Source organism: Gammaproteobacteria bacterium (assembly GCA_013816845.1).
GTDB lineage: Bacteria > Pseudomonadota > Gammaproteobacteria > DSM-16500 > DSM-16500 > Aquicella.
Window position 1 is genome coordinate 423,185 of record JACDDU010000001.1, and the last position, 20,290, is coordinate 443,474.

Annotated in this window: 11 protein-coding genes; 9 read left to right on the forward strand and 2 right to left on the reverse strand. The window is 37.6% G+C overall.

Going from position 1 to position 20,290, the window contains the following annotated elements; all coding sequences use genetic code 11:
- Positions 1 to 8 precede the first annotated feature (8 nt).
- From sucC to H0W64_02065, 9 genes are all read left to right on the forward strand, one after another.
- Positions 9 to 1,184, forward strand: a complete 1,176-nt coding sequence (gene sucC / locus H0W64_02025; protein ID MBA3660482.1) for an ADP-forming succinate--CoA ligase subunit beta — start codon at positions 9 to 11, stop codon at positions 1,182 to 1,184.
- Positions 1,181 to 2,083, forward strand: a complete 903-nt coding sequence (sucD, locus tag H0W64_02030; protein MBA3660483.1) for a succinate--CoA ligase subunit alpha — start codon at positions 1,181 to 1,183, stop codon at positions 2,081 to 2,083. Before sucC ends, sucD begins: the two co-directional genes overlap by 4 nt.
- Positions 2,083 to 3,360 carry a serine--tRNA ligase gene (serS, locus tag H0W64_02035; GenBank protein MBA3660484.1) on the forward strand — a complete coding sequence of 426 codons (1,278 nt, stop codon included), beginning with the start codon at positions 2,083 to 2,085 and terminating at the stop codon, positions 3,358 to 3,360. The genes sucD and serS overlap by 1 nt, the downstream gene beginning before the upstream one ends.
- A gap of 78 nt (positions 3,361 to 3,438) precedes the next feature.
- Entirely contained in the window at positions 3,439 to 3,729 is a 291-nt protein-coding gene (locus H0W64_02040) for a LapA family protein (protein ID MBA3660485.1), read from the forward strand.
- On the forward strand, positions 3,729 to 4,901 hold the full coding sequence (gene lapB, locus H0W64_02045) for a lipopolysaccharide assembly protein LapB (protein ID MBA3660486.1): 1,173 nt from the start codon (positions 3,729 to 3,731) through the stop codon (positions 4,899 to 4,901). Before H0W64_02040 ends, lapB begins: the two co-directional genes overlap by 1 nt.
- A gap of 178 nt (positions 4,902 to 5,079) precedes the next feature.
- Complete coding sequence (locus H0W64_02050) at positions 5,080 to 12,315, forward strand: AAA family ATPase (protein ID MBA3660487.1); 7,236 nt, start codon at positions 5,080 to 5,082, stop codon at positions 12,313 to 12,315.
- Between the two features lie 67 nt (positions 12,316 to 12,382).
- Positions 12,383 to 13,309: a tRNA dihydrouridine(20/20a) synthase DusA gene (gene dusA, locus H0W64_02055; GenBank protein MBA3660488.1), complete on the forward strand. Its 927-nt coding sequence runs from the start codon at positions 12,383 to 12,385 to the stop codon at positions 13,307 to 13,309.
- Between the two features lie 10 nt (positions 13,310 to 13,319).
- Entirely contained in the window at positions 13,320 to 13,595 is a 276-nt protein-coding gene (locus H0W64_02060) for a hypothetical protein (GenBank protein ID MBA3660489.1), read from the forward strand.
- Positions 13,596 to 14,053: 458 nt separating this feature from the next.
- Positions 14,054 to 14,731: a hypothetical protein gene (locus tag H0W64_02065; protein ID MBA3660490.1), complete on the forward strand. Its 678-nt coding sequence runs from the start codon at positions 14,054 to 14,056 to the stop codon at positions 14,729 to 14,731.
- 335 nt (positions 14,732 to 15,066) lie between these two features.
- Here the strand turns inward: H0W64_02065 and H0W64_02070 are convergent, their stop codons facing one another.
- Positions 15,067 to 16,143: a ribonucleotide-diphosphate reductase subunit beta gene (locus tag H0W64_02070; GenBank protein ID MBA3660491.1), complete on the reverse strand. Its 1,077-nt coding sequence runs from the start codon at positions 16,141 to 16,143 to the stop codon at positions 15,067 to 15,069.
- Positions 16,144 to 16,235: 92 nt separating this feature from the next.
- The gene (locus H0W64_02075) at positions 16,236 to 20,186 is read right to left on the reverse strand and encodes a ribonucleoside-diphosphate reductase subunit alpha (GenBank protein MBA3660492.1); all 3,951 of its coding nucleotides are present in this window, start codon (positions 20,184 to 20,186) and stop codon (positions 16,236 to 16,238) included.
- Positions 20,187 to 20,290 lie beyond the last annotated feature (104 nt).

Sequence of the window (20,290 nt, forward strand, 5' to 3'; positions counted from 1 at the left end):
TGTCTGTAATGAATCTTCATGAATACCAAGCAAAACAATTATTAGCTGAATTCGGGTTGCCGGTTTCTCAAGGCCGGGTCGTTAATAGTGTTGAAGAAGCGGCCAAAGTGGCAGGAGAAATGGGTTTATCACGATTTGTTGTTAAAGCCCAAGTCCATGCAGGCGGTCGCGGTAAAGCAGGTGGCGTCAAGCTAGTGGATAATAAGCAAGCCGTCCAAGACTTTGTTGCTAAACATTTAGGCACACACTTAGTTACTTATCAGACAACCGCGACAGGTCAACCTGTTAATCAAATCCTAATCGAAGCACCCTGCGAGATTGCACAAGAACTTTATTTAGGTGCAGTGATCGATCGCTCAAAGCAACGTATTGTTTTCATGGCATCGACTGAAGGCGGGGTTGAAATTGAAAAAGTTGCAGAAGAATCCCCAAATAAAATTTTAACCACAGCCATGGATCTTATTGTCGGTATGATGCCTTATCAAGGTCGCGAACTTGGATTTGCACTCGGCATGAAAGGACAACTACTGAAAGATTTTGTGCAATTACTTTTAGGTTTAGGAAAATTATTTGTTAATTGCGATTTAAGCATGTTGGAAATTAATCCCCTCGTCATTACCAAAGATGGCAAATTACTTTGTTTAGATGCCAAAATTAATATCGATGACAATGCGCTTTATCGTCAGCCAAAATTGGCAGCATTACGCGATGCTTCTCAAGAAGATGAGCGCGAACATCATGCACGCGAATGGGAATTAAATTATATTGCCCTTGATGGTGATATTGGTTGCATGGTGAATGGTGCAGGACTTGCTATGGCAACGATGGACATGATTAAACTGCATGGCGGTAATCCTGCAAACTTTCTTGACGTAGGTGGTGGAGCCACAAAGGAACGCGTTACGGAAGCTTTTAAAATCATTCTTTCTGATCCTAAAGTTAAAGCTATTCTGATTAATATTTTCGGTGGAATTGTTCGTTGCGATTTAATTGCAGAAGGAATTATTGGTGCTATTGCTGAGATTGGTACCGATTTACCCGTTGTTGTGCGGTTAGAGGGAAATAACGCTGATTTAGGTCTCAAATTATTAACCGAAAGTGGTCTTAACATTATTGCTGCAAGTAGTTTTACCGATGCTGCTAAAAAAGTTGTTGCTTCAGCTAAAACGCGGGTGAATTCATGAGCATTCTTATTAATAAAAATACAAAAGTTATTTGCCAAGGTTTTACAGGTAAACAAGGCACGCTCCATTCTGAACAGGCAATAGCCTATGGTACAAAAATGGTAGGCGGCGTAACTCCTGAAAAAGGTGGTCAAACCCATTTAGGATTACCGGTATTTAATACGGTTAAAGAAGCCTATGAAGCTACCCATGCTGATGCTTCAGTCATTTATGTTCCCGCACCATTTTGTAAAGATTCCATTCTTGAAGCGCTTGCTGCAGGAATTAAATTAATTGTTTGTATTACAGAAGGTATACCTGTTTTAGATATGTTGGAAGTCAAAGCCTGTTTACAAGAACATCCACAAGCGAGATTGATTGGCCCGAACTGTCCGGGTGTAATTACACCGGGTGAATGTAAAATTGGCATCATGCCAGGATATATCCATACACCGGGTCGGGTTGGAATTGTGTCACGTTCTGGGACATTAACTTACGAAGCCGTTAAGCAGACATCGGAAGCTAAATCCTCATCAGGTGAAATATTAGGTCAAAGTACTTGCGTTGGTATCGGTGGCGATCCAATTCCTGGAACTAATTTCATCGATGTATTACGTTTGTTTGAACATGACCCAGAAACTGAAATTATTCTCATGGTGGGCGAAATTGGCGGTAGTGCAGAAGAAGAAGCGGCTGATTTCATTAAGCATCATGTTTCCAAACCGGTTGTTGCTTATATTGCTGGTGTTACTGCACCGCCTGGTAAGCGTATGGGCCATGCCGGTGCAATTATTGCGGGTGGTAAAGGAACAGCTGCAGATAAATTCAAAGCATTAGAAGCGGCTGGTGTGGTAACCGTACGCTCTCCTGCCGAGATGGGTTTAACTGTTGCGGATGTATTGGCTAAGGTGACGAGTTAATGCTTGATCCGAAACGCATACGCCAAGACATTGACGCCATCGCCCAAGCTTTAATGACACGCGGATTTAAACTTGACGTGACTCGTTTTAATGAACTTGAAGAAGCTCGCAAACGGTTACAAGTTAAAATGCAAGATTTGCAAAATGAGCGTAATAAACGTTCAAAAGAAGTTGGTTTTGCAAAAGCACAAGGCAAAAACATTGATGAAGTCAAAAGCAGCCTCAAAGCTTTAAGCGATGAATTGAAAGCACTCGAAGAAGAGTTTGCTCAAACGCAGCAAACTTTAGATGAGTTTTTATCTTACTTACCAAATCTTCCTCATACCAGTGTGCCTATTGGTAAAAGTGAAGTAGATAATCAAGTGGTCCGCACCTGGGGAACACCAACCGTCTTTTCTTTCCAACCGAAAGATCATGTTGAGTTAGGGGCAAACCAGGGGTGGATTGATTTTGAAACTGCAGCAAAAATTACCGGCGCACGATTTGTAGTGCTCCGTGGACCACTTGCTCAGCTAGAACGAGCACTCGCGCAATTTATGTTAGATATGCATACTCGTGAACATTGCTATGAAGAAATAGCTGTTCCTGCAATTGTTAATGCTGCGAGTTTATTTGGAACGAGTCAGCTACCGAAATTTAAAGAAGATATGTTCGCGTTGGATGGAGAGAGTGAAGATACGCGTTATCTCGTTTCAACGTCTGAAATTCCTGTGACCAATACTGTTCGTGATGAAATAATAGAAGTGTCGCGTCTGCCTCTGAAGTACGTTTGTTATAGTTCTTGTTTTCGTAGTGAAGCAGGTTCGTATGGTAAAGACATGCGGGGTATGTTACGTCAACATCAATTTCAGAAAGTAGAATTGGTTCAAATCGTCAAACCTGAATCGTCTTATCAAGCTTTAGAAGATATAACCCGACATGCTGAAAATGTATTACAAAGGTTAGAATTACCTTATCGCGTCGTTGCTTTATGCACGGCAGATTTAGGTTTTGCCGCAGCAAAAACTTACGATTTAGAAGTCTGGTTGCCCGGACAAAATCTTTATCGCGAAATTTCTTCTTGTAGTAATACAGAAAGTTTTCAAGCAAGGCGCATGAAAGCCAGATTTCGTGATGTTAATGGCCAAATTGAATTAGTCCATACTTTAAATGGTTCTGGATTAGCCTTAGGTCGAACTTTAATTGCAGTTGTTGAAAATTATCAAGATGAATTAGGACGAATTCATATCCCTGCCGCATTACAACCTTATATGCATGGACTCAAAGTAATTGAGTAAAGGATGTTAAGATAGCTTCATCTTCGCTATGTTAGCCTCATGCTGAAACTTGTCCTAAGACAATGGAGATAAAAAAAATTGCGCATTATTAGCTATTTATTTTTGTTAGTAGTTATTTTATTTGGCATTACATTTGCAGCACTTAATTTGGAAGCTGTTTCTGTAAATTATTATTTTGCAGAAAGTTCCCTACCGCTTTCTCTTTTACTCGTCATTGTTTTTGCTCTTGGTTGTATAGTGGGAATGTTTGTTGGATTCTGGTTGCTTTTAAAAGCTAAAGTTCGTCAACATCGTTTGTTAAAGCGTCTCAATTTAGCCGAACGCGAAATTGAAAATCTTCGTGCCATTCCTTTGCAGGATAAAGTGTAATGAAACTCTTGATGGGTTTTCTTTTTATTCTTCTTCTTTTTGTAGCTTGGTTAATTGGGTATCGCAGTAGACCCAGTGCTGTCCCTACACGCAAAGTTAATCTTCCTAAAGATTATTTGATTGGCCTCAATTTTTTATTAAATGAAGAAACAGATAAAGCTGTCGATATTTTTATTAAAATGCTCGAAGTCGATAGTGATACGGTTGAAACCCATCTTGCGGTTGGAAAATTATTTAGACGTCGTGGGGAAGTTGATCGAGCCATTCGCATTCATCAAAATTTAATTGCCCGGCCACAATTAGAAAAAGTTTATCGTGAGCAGTCACTTTATGAGCTAGGCCAAGATTACTTAAGCGCGGGCATGCTTGATCGTGCGGAACGCATTTTTCTTGAATTGGTTAATTCAAAGTCGCATTCACCCCAAGCTTTAAAAACATTAATTGATATCTATCAGCAAGAAAAAGATTGGCAGCATGCTGTGGAAATTGCTATTAAATATGAAAATGTTACTCGCCAGAGTATGCAACCGGTCATTGCGCATTATTATTGTGAGCTTGCAGAAATCGCTTTCCATAAAAATCAACAAGATCTTGCTTTAGAGCATTTAGAACGCGCAGTCGTAGCTGATCGGGGTTGTGTGCGGGCAAGTCTACTATCTGCCAAAGTGTATATGGCCAAGCAAGATTTCAAAACAGCTTCTAAACATTTGAAGAAAATTAAAGATCAGAACCCCGATTATTTGTCAGAAGCCATTGATTTACTTGCCTGTTGTTATGAATCCATGGGTCAAGGTGAGGAATTAGTTAGTTACCTTAAGCGTTTAATGAATGAACACCCGCGTATTCCCATTGTTTTAATATTAGCTGAGCGGATTCGTAAGTGGAAAGGTGACAAAGTCGCAGCCAGTTTCGTTGCAGATTATGTTAGGCGTTATCCGTCACTGCGAGGTATTTATTTATTCATCAATTTATATATCTCTAATGCTGAAGGCCGTGCTCGTGATGATTTAGGGATATTGCAAAATTTAATGAAAAAAATTCTCGCTGATAAGCCAGAATACCGTTGTGCGTCGTGTGGCTTTTCCGGTAAATCTCTCCATTGGCAATGTCCCGGTTGTCGACATTGGAGTTCGATGCTTCCAATTCATACCACTGAAGAAGTGTTAGGGTGAGAGGTGACGTTGTCATCTAAGTTGATAGATTAGTTTAAATACTAAAAAGTTTAGCCCTTCTGGATTCGAACTGTAGGTAATCCTAACTGTAAATCTCTCCCTATCGTTTTCTATACTTTCCTTTATACCTATGCTAAAAAGTTTTTCTTATACTAAAACTAAACCTTAATCTCATCTTATGATTTACATAACAAAAAAAATAATCAATCGTTTATTAAATTTACAAGAACAAAAGAATGTACAAAACATTCATTACCAATCCGAAGGACCAAGCGGTTATTTTGATCGCTTTCGCTACTTCGTGGAAGGAAATCCCAATGCTTGGCGCGCGCGCGATAGTGAAGCGCCAAAATCTGATATTAAACCCATTATTATTTGTAATAGTTTTTTAACCAATCGATCCCTGTCATTGCTTGAAATTAATTTATTCAATGCACTTTTTAAAAATTTTGTTCTTTATCCATGGCCAGGCGACCGAGTATCTTTGTTTCAAACGCAACCGTTTACTCATGTCGCTGATTTATGTGAAAGAAAAAATGCCATAAATTCAGCAACTAAAGAAAATATTGAAATAAGTCTGTCCGAAGTTGGCTTGTCGGCGCATGATTTTATTATCTTAGATTATACAAATTACCAAAATCTTATTCGCAGTTTACAGATATGGTCTTCGTTTTATCCGCTCAAAAATCCCCAATTTTTAGACTTAACTTGGCACTCCTTAATTGATGCTAATGATAGAGATGAAATATTAAAATCTGTCGATACTAAAAACATCATCATGTTAAAATGCAATGCTCTCAATCTCGAAGTTTTAGATTGGATAAACATTCATTTTCCTAATCTAACCACGCTCAAATTTGAGACTATAGCAATCGAATTAGAAAGTGCCCTTCAGGATGCGGGATATCAATTAAAAAGAAACAAAGCCCAAGGTCGATATCAGCAATGGATGAAAATACCTAATCAAGTCATCAATGTTGATGTAAAAAGTACTGCACCTTATGCGCAAGCAACAGATCCAAGCAATCTTAGCTTAATCGATTGTAATTTCGATCAGTACGTAGAAAAGTTATCTCTCAATGAACGCAATGCGGTTGTTAATCTTGTCATCTATGGTGTTTTGACAGAGATTGATTTAAGTCTCTTTCCTAATCTAAAACGTATTGAAATTCATAAAACGAACACTTCAAAATTTGATTTTTCAGCTTTACCACAACTAGAAGAAGTTTTAATTGAAAATTGTGAAGCGTTAAATCAAGTCAACTTTAAAGATAATCAACAAATAAAAAATATAAAAGTTCAAGGATGTAAATTGTTAAATGAAATAGGGGAGGCGTACCTACCATACTTAGAAGGCTTTATTTTCAAATCATTGGACAATGTTAATGTTAATTTAAATCATTATCCTTCATTAAAGAAGTTGACTTCATTTGCTGCTAATCTTCATTTGCAAGGCGAATCAAGGGCCCTTGAATATTTACATCAAGCAAATGATAATTTAAGTCTGCCAAATTTTTCATTAAGTTCTATGAAGGTTATTGAATGGCATGATTGTCTTCTTCCACAACAATTGCAACTAATAGACAATGAACAGCTAAATTTTCTTACAATACATTATTCTTCATTAGAGTCGGCAGTTCGAATACATACGCTTGATCTTAAAAATTTATCAGCCCTCAAAAAATTACATTTATTTAATTTATCTCAGATGCAAAAACTTCATCTTGAGAATTTATCAGCGCTTCAAATAGTAGATATTGGATATGACAATCAGTTAGTTGGCACGAAAGATGTTGTAATACTTCATTGTGATCAATTGAAAACCCTGAAAATTGATACTAAAAACTGCGATAGACTTATTTTGCAAGATTTGCCTAGTCTTACTTCCTTGCATATTCTAAATTTTTCGCAATTAGGTGTCACGCAATTAAAGCATTTACCAAGCGTTAAGAATTTAATTATTGATTCTGCCGTTGGGTTAGATTTTATTGATTTCAATAACCTCGAAAATATCGAAACATTAACCCTCATTAATGCTTGTGATCTTGAAAAAATAGATTTATCAAAATTCATACATTTAAAATATATTACCCTTGATAAATGTAACGCATTAAAGGAATTGATTTTACCACTTGCTACCACGTTAGAAGTTTTGCATATTGATAGTTGCAAAAATTTACTTACTATTGATAATCTTGACTCAACCTCGCTTACAAATTTAAGTATTAATAATTGCGATAGGCTTGCCAAGATTAAATTAGAAGGCAGTAATCACTTACAATATTTAAAGCTTAATAACTTGCCTGAATTACAATCGGTTAATTTATCAAATAAACCTTATTTGAAAAAAGTTAAAATTCTCAATTCTGGGTCTGATATACAAATTGAGGAAACGCCACAACTCCGCAAATTATTTTTAGTTAATACACTCAATGCCCTAAAAGTAACACTCAATGGCTGCAAAGCTTTAAAAAATCTTATTTGTATCAGCGAACAAGACAGCCAAATATTGAATCTTAGTCAGTGTACTTCCCTGGCTACGGCAACTCTATCCATGCCCAATGAAGCCCAGCATATCTTAAATTTACCCCAGCAATGTTTATGGGAAAAAATATCAGCAGCAAACATATCTTCTTCGATCAATACCGATAATAATGTACGTCATAGCTTTACTGACCAAGAATTGAAGCTTAATCACAGCAATAAAATTAGCGCAACTTCCATCATGTCATCAACTATGCTCAATGCCAATATTCCCGTGAGTGCTTATACTGGAAAACCTAAGCCCTACCACGCAGAGGGCAATTTAAAGTTTACTTTAACAGAAAAAGACCCAGTCGATTGTAATCATTATCGGTTAAATATTATCGATCAAGTTCAATGGATTAAAGGTAAGTTAGTTTTTGTTAATAAGATAGAGCCTACTGTTTTGGAATTTTTACCCGGTTCACATCCTCATTTTACAAGTCATGATGTAAACAATTTAACAGAAAAAGTAAAAAGAAATGCGAGCGAAGGGTTTGGTTATTTTGAAGGTGAAGTCGCGTCTTCGATGTGGATACCCTTAGCATCACAAGAAACGATGAGTGAGCCACCTATGGTTAAATGTAACCCTCAAAATGCTATTGAATGTTACTGGCATCCGGTTCATAAACAAGCTTATGCCCGCCTTAAACCGCAAATAGAAACTCAACATATTGAAATTCTTTATGAATATAAAAAAAATAATAATTATTATTATCCAGAAGGAGAAGCTGTAACTCAAAATCATAAGTTAATTCCTCAAGTTCTGATTGATAACATAAACGCACTCCAGTCGGTTATCAAAGATGACCATGATTTAAGCTTTATATTTAATCCAAAATTATCCATCTCTAAAAAATTGGAATTATTGAAATTATATTGCTTAAGGTTTCACGAAACGGATCAAGAAACTAATAATAAGTTGTCAGATATTGACACTTTTATTGGTCAGATGATCAATCAAGAAGGGTGGTGTTCACACCGCGGACAAGTCTACATGGTTTTAGCTCGCTATCTCGGTGTGCCTGCACGAATGATTGCAAGTGAGCAACATGTTTATTGTGAAGTGCCCTTTCAAGGGCGTTCTTTGCAATGGGCTCTTATTGACTTAAATGGTACGGCGCGACTTGATCTAACTCCTTTAGACCAACGCACTAATACTCTTTTATCGCAAAGTCAGAAGGGTAATTTGCATTTTTCTAAAAAGAAGACAGATTTTCTTAAGCGTTTAAAAAATTATCTCTTTAAGCCTTTTTCTATCCATCAATCGCAATCATTGAAATCAAGTCAATCCAAAAAAAATTGTGATCAATTAAAAAATTATTATTACGCGCAGTTTTTGCAATGGGTGGAGCCTGAAGTTTTGCTGAATATCCCAACGTTAATTGAAAAACGTCAACCCCTTGCTCCGTTGATAGAAATTCCAGCAGGATATAGTGCAGTTGATGTTAATTTATTATTAACGAATTCTTTTCAAGAGCTAGGCTATTCAGTTTTTAAAAATTATTGTTACATTGATTCCGCGGAAGAATTTGCGCATTATCTTCACCCCTACCAATTTTCGGGGGGGGAAAGAAAAAAAATTGCGGGACCATTGCAATCCATCATTGAGCGAGGCGGTATCATTGTTGTGAACTGGTCTAACTTTTCTCCCGAAGAAATTGCAAGTTATAAAAGCATTTGTGATGCTCGTCCTACCTTACTAGGAAATCCGGTTAACTCCCAAGTTCAAGTCATTGGACTTATTCAAAAAAATACCTTAACTTGCTCTGCATTCTTATCCCGCACTAAGCCTTATACTTTATCTACTCCATTAATCGAAAAAATGGTTCAACATAGAAATGAGCCTGTTATTGATGGAAATAATACAATTACTATTGATCTGTTTCATAGTGTAAATTGGCAAAAATATTTACTGGGTGATATTCAATTTAAAGATAAAAAAATTCTTTTAAATGAGGGTGCGCTCATTAAAGCTATTCGAAATAATAAAAGCATTATTATTTATAATGCACCTAAAAATAACGCTAAATTTAATTTATTAATGCGTCGGTTGCAGGATGAAAAAGTCTTACATTTTAACGGTAAATTATTGTACTTGCAAAATCAAACTATCATTTCCAATCAAGAACGTACGCTCAAAAGTCATCTTGATAATGTGAAAATAAATACAACAGCTTACCCTCTTGATCGAAAGCCAATTTATTTGGGTTTATATAATTTGCATGAGTGTTATGAGCAATTGCAAGTAAGAGCTGACTCACATTCAATACATGAATTGCCCGGATTGTTAGCGGAATATAACACTCAGAAGAATTTCTTTTATCTCACCGAATCATTACCCTTAAGCGATTGGCAAGAATTACTAGTCTATATTGAAGAAAATTTTCCTAAGCAACAGTTTGAATTTGTATTAAGTGATGGCGTTGCCATTGAAAAAGTAGCCTATGCTTCGCCTACGTTGAGAGATAAGAAATCCAGTCATATATGGATGAGTAATGATCCTGATTATACTGCACAGCAATTACAAATTCAGAGTAGTAAGCCAACTTTTATTATTGATATTACGCCAAAAACTTCTTATACGGATCTTATTGCTAAATTAAATATTGAGGCGAATAATTCAGGCGAACAATTTGATTTTAGCTTTGACTTTCAAGATGCATATCTTGCTTTGATCAAAGGTCATAACATTATTCTAAATGGGGAAATATCGCCTCTTCTATATCATGAGTTATTGCCATTATTTTCAGGCGATTCCATTAAAATAAATGGTGAAGCTAAATTATTGCCCGGACAATTAATGCTTGTATTGCCCCAACTTAAAAATAATAGCGTAGGTGCATCAGCTCAAAAAGTAAATGTGTCGCTTGAAGATTACAAAGCAATGTTTCCTACTACACAATGGCCGACATTGGATAAAATTGCTTGCTTTTACCAAAGGGTAGACCGTATTCCCCATCGTGGTATTGGCTTACCACCCCGTCCCGCTCTTACATTTGCTAGTATCACCCGTTTTTTGAATAAATTATCACATCCTGACAAAATTGGCCGTAACCCTATTAAAGGCTTATTTCTTTATGATTATCCTAAAGAAAGTGCAACGTTTGCGTATATAAATGTAATGGGCAAATATTTATTTGGAAATCAAAGTGATGACATTGTTAAACAAAGAAAGTTACGAAAGTTATTTCAGCACTACAATATTCGTCATTTGGATGACGTCGAAAATCATGTGTGGCAAATTTTAAATTGTTTGAGTCCCAAAAAAATTAAAACCATTTTGGGTGCTAATTTGGATGAAAGTATTAATTATCCAAAAGTAAGTCATGCAACTTTAGAAGCTATTTGGCAAGCTATTATAGAAGTATTAGCAAATAGATATAATGATGAGCCTGACTTATTCAAAACAGAAAATCATTTCAATCGTCTCTTACACGATGAAAAGATACCGATTATTTTTTTAAAAGGCGAAGCTGGTACGGGCAAAACGCGCTCTTATAAAAAAATTAAAAAGCGGGTTCAATTCCCTTGTTTTGAAGGCGAAGACGGATTGGTAGCCTGGTTAAAACAAACACCAACTTGTCCTACCGTATTATTTTTAGATGAAGCCAACATGGAAAAACCTGGCACCTGGAATTTCTTAAAAGGTCTCATGCGTAAAGATAAGGTTGTTTATTATCATGGAAAGAAATATGAGCTTTCATCCTTTCATAAAGTTGTTATTACGGGCAATCCTGAATCTTATCCGGGACGTTTTTATCACTCTATCTTTCAGGATAGTGCTGAGACAATCTGGTTTAGCATGCCGGATGATTGTTTTATTAAAGATAATATTTTGAAGAAGAAGCTTACTGAATTTAATCTGAATAAAGAGCATTATATTGATGCCTTACTTAATACTTATCATTTGATTGCCAAATTACATCCTACTTTTATCTTCTCGTTACGTGATTTAAAAAATTTGGTCATGCGTTTTTGTGTATTAATGCAAACTCACTCTGATTCAATTGATCATTGGCAGGATTATATTTTTCGTGCCGCTTGTGCTGAATTTGCAGGTACAATCCAAGACACAAATGCTCGAAATCTATTTGTTTCAAAGCTTAGACCTCATGGTTCTCAACTATTTCTTCATTCTGATTCTCACTCGCCTCTAATCTTTATTGCCAGCCATACTGGATTACCATCAGATGCAGCAATGTTGTTAGAAAGCTTAGAGCAAGATTTATTGTTACGCCAATTTGCTCTACAAAATGCTGCAGTACACAAACATTGTTATTATAAAAAAGGTGTTTTACTGATCGGTCCACCTGGAGTGGGTAAATCTTTTCTTTTAAAAACTTTGTTAGAACATCATGGTTTTCATCCGGATGCGCCTTTGTCTTCACAAAAATATTATGAAATTTCTGTAGCAAAAGAAAAAGATATTGCTAAAACATTGACCCGTGCATTTCATGAGGGTGCTATTGTTATTTTGGATGAAATTAATTTAGATAACACTTTAGAAAAATTACTTAATCAATTATTGACCGGTCGAGATTTAAAAGGTCAACGCGCCGATCACCCAGGGTTCATGATTATGGCTTCGCAAAATCCAAATTATTTCGCAGGTCGCCAATCGAATTCAAAATCATTATATAATCGTCTTTCTGTGCGTCATTTTGATTCTTTTTCTGTCACAGCCTTAACGCAAATCGCCCGTAACCACCATATTCCTCATCCAGCGGCTTTTGCAAAAGCTTTCAAACAATGTGAACTCACTTATCCAGCCCGGGCTACGCTTCGGACATATTATAATTTCGCTAATACTTTTTTTAATAATAAAAAACGAAAAGCAGATTTAACTTTACCATCCGTTCATCGAATGAGGGTTAACAGTAAAGCCTAAACGGTATAAAATTAGCTTTTGCCAAAAATAATAAACGCTGATTATGCCTTTGTTCGCTGTTGCGCCCATGATGAATTATACGGATCGTCACGCGTGTTTTTTTATGCGCTTGATTTCAAAAGATATTTTACTATATACCGAAATGATTACGGCCGCGGCGCTCTACTATGGTCGTCGCAATGTCTTATTAGACTACGATACTTCTCAAGCTCATCTCGCCTTACAAGTCGGAGGATCTGAACCCACTTTGCTTGCGCAAGCGGCTAAAATGGGCGAGGCTGCAGGGTTTGACGAAGTTAATTTGAACGTAGGGTGTCCCAGTCCGCGCGTAGTGAGTGGACGATTTGGTGCTTGTTTGATGCTCGAACCTAATTTAGTCGCAGATTGTGTAAAAGCAATGCAAGATGGGGTGACCATTCCTATCACTGTTAAATGCAGAATTGGTGTTGATCATTATGACAGCTATTCGCTTTTGCAACGATTTATTGAAACCTTGGTTCGTGCAGGCTGTAGGACATTCATTATCCATGCGCGCAAGGCTTGGCTCTCAGGATTATCTCCGAAAGAGAACCGAGAAATTCCGCCACTGTGTTACACTACAGTTCGAAAAATTAAACAAGACTTTCCAAGTTGCACGATTATTTTAAACGGTGGACTTAAGTCCATAACGCAAATTGCAGCTGAAAATCATGGAATCGATGGCATGATGATTGGTCGAGCTGCTTTTACGAATCCTTATTTGCTAGCAGAGATTCAGTCAAAATATTTTGGTGGCATGGTGCATTCCAGGGCTGAGATTGTCTCCCAATATATCCCTTATGTAAGAAACCAACTTGCACAAGGTGTAAATTTTTCTTTATTAATTCGGCCGCTTTTAGGTCTTTTTCATGAGCAAAAAAATGGTGCCAACTTTAGAAGATATTTAAGTGAAAATGTGCACCGTCCCTGTAGTAATGTTGAACTTTTTGAACAAGCTTTACGATTAGTATCCTAGAGGTTTATGTATGAATTATTTTCAATTAGCAGATGTTATCGGTATTATCGGTGTATTTATTATTTTGGCAGCTTATTATTTATTAAACATTGGCAAAATGAATGCATTAAATATTTATTATCAACTTATGAATCTTGTTGGTTCCGTATTAATTTTATTTTCACTTTTTTATCAGTGGAATTTGCCAGCTGTTATTATTGAAGTTTCTTGGATTATCGTTAGCTTCATCGGAATTTTTCGTATTTTAAGATTGGCAGGTAAGTTGGAAGATGGGGATGTTAATTGATCTAAATTGAAATTAATTAAAATTGCGCTGCCCCATGATCCCAGTTACATGACACTAAATCGGTAATATGTTTATTTCCCAGCACACGCAATTTAAAAACCCGTGTTTAGACAATTTGCTTATAAAGTTACCGTGGGTTTAACCACCTCTTTTTTCACTCATATAAACCTTGCATAGCGTTTCCACTTTGATAACGAAGAGCAAAGTTATGCAATAAAATCAAATGATCAAAAGCGTGGGTATTTGTCCCAAGACAATCTTCTTCTTTCAATGTGCGGACTCGTGCTTAAAACTACTGCTCATCAGTTAATGCTGATAGCAATGAACTGAAGTTTTACGTCTTAACTTTAAGACAGTAAGAGATTGATTATAAATTAAACACTGTATTGTATAAAACTTTACAAATAAAAGGCATTCTTTTACTATTAACCTCCATAAAATATTTAAATGATTAAATTATGCGCATATGGCCAGTATTAAAAAAAACCGGTGAAAATTTATTGCGTGGCGTACTGGGTGGCGCAGGGATTGGTGGAACGCTTGGGCTGGTTTCATGGCCGGCATCCGCCATATTTGGTTTTCTATTTCTATTTTTAGGGCTCATGCTCAAAACAGCGGGTGTGATGTCAGTTATCTATTTTTCTACTGCGGCATGTTTACTATGTCCACCTGTATCACTTGCAATTGTCGGTATAGGATTGGGATTATGCTGTGGTATGGCCAATACAATTGTAGATTGCTTTGAACCTAGAAAATATGGCCCAATTAAATATCTCCAAGATTTATTTAATCCTAAAATTGGGTTTGATGAATTAAAGTATGTAAAAAAACCAAAGGTGTTAATGACATCGCCCGTAAATACTTCTACGCATGTCAAACAGTCGCCTTGTGAATCTAACGTCACTGTAACGACTGACTTCAATAAGTTAAATCAAAAGTCTACATGGAGCAAAGTGGGAGATCGTTTATCTAAATTATGGAAGGGCGATAAGTCAGAAAAAACAATTGCTAAACATGATGATGGTGCAACAAATAGCGTAAGTAACAGTAACGTTCTTCAAAGACAATTTGTAAATTATTCATCGCTACCCACGCCAGATGTTTTATTAGATTCTCAGAGACAAATGCGACCGTAAGAACCTATATAACCTCAATAATTTTATCAATGAAAAGTAGCAGTAAATTGATAATAATTTTCTTGAGCATTCCCTTAGTTTGGACTGCATGTATCTTTTACTTATTGATAGAACGAAAACTATACATGGTTTTATAATTTAATGATTGATGTGATTAAATTGACGGTTACATTGTTACACAATGCACGCCTCAGACAAAGTTCGATAGCGTTACTTCTCATGAGGAGCAAAAAAAGGATTGGAAGGAAGTAGGGAAGGAAAATAATTCGCGCCATAACTAACATTAAGAAAGTAGGGCGGGAAAATACCTTCACGCCCCAATACCTTTATTTAAATCATTCCTCGTCCCAGCTCAACGCCCCACCGGTTTGATACTCAATAACGCGAGTCTCAAAAAAGTTTTTTTCCTTTTTCAAATCCATAATTTCACTCATCCATGGGAATGGATTGGTGGCACCTGGATATTGGGGTAACAAGCCAATTTGAGCGGCGCGACGATTGGCAATGAATTCTAAATATTCTTTAAACATTTCAGCATTAAAGCCAAGAACACCACGTGGCATCGTATCCTGTGCGTATTGATATTCTAAATCTACACCTTCTTTAATCATGGTGATGACTTCTTGTTTAAATGCTTCAGTCCACAAATGCGGATTTTCTATTTTAATTTGATTAATTAAATCAATGCCGAAATTAAGATGCATAGATTCATCACGTAAAATATATTGGAATTGTTCTGCCGTCCCAGTCATTTTATTGCGACGACCCATAGAAAGAACTTGGGTAAAACCGACGTAAAAGAAAATACCTTCAAAAATGACATAAAATGCGATTAAATCACGTAATAAACGTTGGTCATTTTCGGGGGTACCGGTATTAAAATGAGGATCACCTAAACTTTGAGTATATTTCAGTGACCATTCTGCTTTACGTGCAACTGAAGGAACTTCGCGATACATATTAAATACTTCTGCTTCATCCATCCCTAAACTTTCAATAACATATTGATAAGCATGTGTATGCAAGGCTTCTTCGAAAGCTTGACGTAGTAAGTACTGTCGACATTCGGGATTCGTGATGTGGCGATAAACAGCAAGTACTAAGTTGTTGGCAACGAGCGAATCGGCAGTCGAGAAAAAACCCAAGTTACGCAAAATAATCATGCGTTCATCTTCAGAAAGACCCAGTTCATCTTTCCATAAGGCTACATCCGCTGACATATTAATTTCATTGGGCATCCAGTGGTTTGCACATGCATCTAAATATTTTTGCCAAGCCCATTTATATTTAAACGGTACAAGTTGGTTAAGATCCGCACGACAATTAATAATTTTCTTATCATCAACCTGGAGACGTTTTGCACCCATTTCAAATTCGAGGCCCGTCGCCCCGTGCTGAACCGCAGTAGCCATTCGTATTTCTCCTTTTAAATTTTTTAGATCTCAAGTATTTCAGAAATCAAACAAAAGGGTGGATGTCACATTGGAACCACCCTTCAAAGTTTTTACTGACATGCTTCGCAAGTAGGATCGGTAATCAAACAAGCTTTTGCCCCATCATCTGTACCTGAATCAACTGCGTTCAACGTACGATCATCGACGGTTGCTTTCTCCGCGTTGGTTGCGCCCATACTACGTAAGTAATAAGTTGTTTTTAATCCTCGTAACCAAGCGTGTTTATAAAGCTGATCAAGTTTCTTGCCAGAAGGTTGAGCCATGTATAAGTTGAGTGATTGAGATTGATCAATCCATTTTTGACGTCTTGCACCCGCTTCAACTAGCCAAATGGGATCAACTTCAAAGGCAGTTGCATAAATCTTTTTAATGGAGTCAGGAACACGGCTAATTTTAGCAACGCTACCGTTGTAATATTTAAGATCGTTAACCATGACTTCATCCCATAATCCTTCGCGCTTAAGTTCAGCCACGAGATAAGGATTAATCACCGTAAACTCACCTGACAAGTTGGATTTAACAAATAAGTTTTGATAGGTAGGTTCAATGGATTGTGAAACACCACAAATATTGGAGATGGTTGCTGTGGGTGCAATAGCTAATACATTTGAATTGCGCATTCCCACTTCTTTGACGCGCGTTCTTAATGTATCCCAATCTAGTGTACGTGAACGGTCCATCTCTAAATAACTACCGCGATGCTGGGCTAAAAGCTCGATGGAATCGATCGGTAAAATACCTTGATGCCACAATGAACCTTCATAAGAAGAATAAGTGCCACGTTCTTCCGCAAGATGAGTAGAAGCTTCAATCGCATAGTAACTAATCTGTTCCATTGAACGATCAGCAAAATCAATGGCTTCTTGTGAAGTATAGGGAAGATTCAAAAGATAAAGCACATCTTGGAATCCCATCATTCCCATGCCAACGGGACGATGTTTTAAGTTGGAATTTCTCGCTTGGGGAACAGAGTAGTAATTTATATCGATGACATTATCTAACATGCGTAACGCTGTATGAATCGTGCGGCGTAATTTAGTTTGTTCAATTTGGCCGTCTTTCATATGAGCTACTAAGTTAATACTTCCCAAATTGCAAACCGCTATTTCTTCGCGATTAGTGTTGAGTGTAATTTCAGTGCAAAGATTTGAACTATGCACGACGCCAATATGTTGTTGAGGTGAGCGCAAGTTGCAAGGATCTTTAAAAGTAATCCAAGGATGGCCCGTTTCAAATAACATAGTTAACATTTTACGCCATAAAGCGGTGGCAGGCATTTTTTTCCAATTCTTAATTTCACCTTTTTTCGCTTTTTCTTCATAAGCAGCGTAGGCTTCTTCAAATGCTTTGCCATACAAGTCATGCAAGTCAGGTACTTCATCGGGAGAAAATAAAGTCCAGTCTTGATTTTCGAGCATCCGTTTCATGAATAAGTCAGGGATCCAGTTAGCAGTGTTCATATCATGCGTACGGCGTCTTTCATCCCCAGTATTTTTCCGTAATTCTAAAAACTCTTCGATATCTTTATGCCAAACTTCCAGATAAGCGCACACCGCCCCTTTACGTTTGCCGCCATTATGCGCAAGACCAGCTACTGTCATATAAGATTCATCACCTTCGACTTTAAGATCACAGACAAAAGTGGTCGCCTCAATTGCTTCAACGCTCTTTATACGGGTATAAATGTGATTGCCATGCGCTATCCAATTTCGTTTGGTTAACGGTTTGCAATTCATACGCGTAGCGAGCTCAGCAATAGCAGGAATACGAATATCATAAGTAGTGCATTCCCCATCGAATGAGATAGTGGAATGATCAGAGCGTGTGCCAGTATGGGATTGTTGTCTAATCCGTTTATTGCCAGTGGTCGGGACACCTAAGCGCAATAATTGATATCGTAACCCTTCCGCAAGTTGCTGCGAGGTGCTGCAAAAACTAATCTCTGTATCACGCGAAACGTTTCCATCAGTTTCTAACAAGCCTTGTACCAGCGCTAATGTTTGTTCGCGGGGTAAATGCGCAAGCCGTGGTGCGATATGTTTGTTCCCTTTTGCGTCATATAAATCTTCATAAGCAAAGGGCAAGGTTGACATGCCACTACCTACATAGCGACCGTTGGTGGCATTACGTACTGCACCTTTACCTGCCGCCCAGTGGATTTGCAAATACGTTTCACCCCGTTGGGTTTGCCAATAATGGATGCCCCGTGCTTGCAAATAATGATAGACAAATTCTAAATGGCTATCTCTCGCTGGATTCCCCGATACGTCCCACTGCATTCCATCTTTAGATAAATGACCATCACCTAATAAAATGCCATAAAGATGGGCTTCATCTTCATTGATGCCAGCGACAGGAACGATTTCACTCGGAATGGTTTGAGCGACATAATCACCGGTTTTTAATTGAGAAGCTTCGACCCATTCGGTTTTAACTTTGCGTTTTTGTAACCACGCTAAGGTGCGCTCCGTGCTTTGTTCCAAGGGGACATTGCAGATTGCATAAAAAGGATGGCCTGATGTGACGCGAATAGGGTCAATTGCATGTTTCACGTTTAAAGAAACCATTGGTCCATATTGATTGTAAACAAAAGTTTTAGTGACTGCTCGATAGGTGCCGCTTACCCCCAAAACTAGATCGCCGACTTTTACATTCGAGATTGGTGCAATGCCTTTGGCAGTGTAAATGAGCGTATCAGGTGAAAAACATTGATTAACGGCAACAGCGGTTGCGTTCGCCACATTCAGGAAGGGAACAACACCCAGAGATTTGCCATTCGTGCCTTTAATGTGTGAGCCAAGTGCACGTACATTCGTCCAGTCATTGCCAAGTCCGCCTGCATATTTAGACAATAAAGCATTGTCTTTAATTGCACCATAAATACCATCTAAGTCATCAGGTACAGTGGTTAAATAGCAACTTGAAAGTTGAGGACGTAATGTTCCGGAATTAAAAAGTGTGGGCGTTGAACTTATAAAATCAAAAGAGGAGAGCAAGTTGTAAAATTCAATAGCGCGCTGTTCCCGATCGTCTTCTTCCATCGCAAGGCCCATGGCAACACGCATAAAAAAGATTTGGGGAAGTTCAAAACGCATACCATTCCAATGAATGAAATAGCGATCGTATAAAGTTTGCAAGCCAAGGTAGGTAAATTGTAAGTCGCGTGAAGCTTGCATGGCATCGACTAATCTTTCTATGTCATAGGTTTGTAACCTTGGATCTATTAATCCATGCTCAATACCTGTTGTAAGATAAGCTTTGAAATAATTTAAAAAACCTTCTTTTTTTAAGGTATCGCGCGGCAATTTTAAAAAGTCTAACCCTTCACACTGTAAATCATCGAGTAATAATCGGGCTGCAACATAAGCATAGTTGGGTTCTTTTTCGATAAGGGTTCGCGCTGACATGATTAATGCTTTATTAACTTCGCGCACAGGTACTTTATCAAATAAATTACGTTTCACATCTTCTAAAATTAATTCAGGATTAACATCACTCAAATTAATACAAGCATTTTCAATTTGCCTTCTCAACCCTTCAATATCTAATAATTGAATGGCTCCATCATCTAAAGTGACGTGTAAAGTGAAAGCAGCTTCTTTATTTTCTTTTTGTGCTTCCGCATCACGTAAACGTCGGCGGTCTTCTCGATACAATACATAAGCTTTCGCAACTTTGTATTCGCCCGTGCGCATTAATTCAAGTTCAACCTGATCTTGAATTTCTTCAATGTGAATCGTTCCACCGCCTTTTAGTCTGCGTGAAAATGTATCAGTGATCTTTTTGGTAAGCGCTGCTACTTTTTCATGGACGCGGCTCGAATTGGCAGCTGCATCGCCTTCGATGGCTAAAAAGGCTTTGGTTACGGCAACGGTAATTTTGTTGGCATCGAAAGGCGTGACTGTACTGTTGCGGCGGATGACTTTAATTAAGCCAGGGGCCGTTTGACTAATATCTAAATGGGGAATATAGGCAAGTTGCGAGGTTGATTGGGTGTCCATATTTACTTTTTCTCCACAGTGGCAAGATGTCAGAATTGATGACAAATCAAAAAAGCAGGTAAACGACAAAAACACTATATGTAGTTGTTTTACTACGCTAAGAT